Origin of the sequence: Methylobacterium sp. E-065, from assembly GCF_022829605.1 — a bacterium.
Taxonomy (GTDB): domain Bacteria; phylum Pseudomonadota; class Alphaproteobacteria; order Rhizobiales; family Beijerinckiaceae; genus Methylobacterium.
The window spans coordinates 1-443 of sequence record NZ_JAKSYD010000264.1; the positions used below are offsets into that span (position 1 = coordinate 1).

Sequence of the window (443 nt, forward strand, 5' to 3'; positions counted from 1 at the left end):
GAGTTGGCGATCCGCACCGCCGGCGGTACGCACGGGCCGGTCGAGTTGTCATGCCGGACCATCGAGTTCGGCGGCAAGCCCGCCACGGCCGTCGCCCTGCGCGACCTTACCGACCGCAAGCGCGACGGGGCCCGCATCCGCCACCTCGCCCTGCACGACGCCCTGACCGACCTGCCCAATCGGTACCTGCTGGAGCAGCGCCTCGGCCCGGCACTCGATGCCGCCGCCCTGGACGGGACCGGCGTCGCGGTGATCTACCTCGACCTCGACCGGGTCAAGGCGGTCAACGACCTGCACGGCCACGCCACCCGCGACGCGCTGCTGGTCGAGGTGGCCAAGCGGCTGCTGACCGCGCTGCGCTCGAGCGACACCCTGGCTCGTGGGCTGGGCGACGAGTTCGGGGCGCTGCTCCTCGGCGCACGCGGCCCACACTGGCGGGCCTC

Annotated in this window: 1 protein-coding gene; it reads left to right on the forward strand. The window is 73.8% G+C overall.

Annotated features, from left to right (window positions below; genetic code table 11):
• On the forward strand, window positions 1-443 hold a 443-nt coding region (locus MKK84_RS30795; protein ID WP_243926110.1), incomplete at both ends, for a diguanylate cyclase domain-containing protein.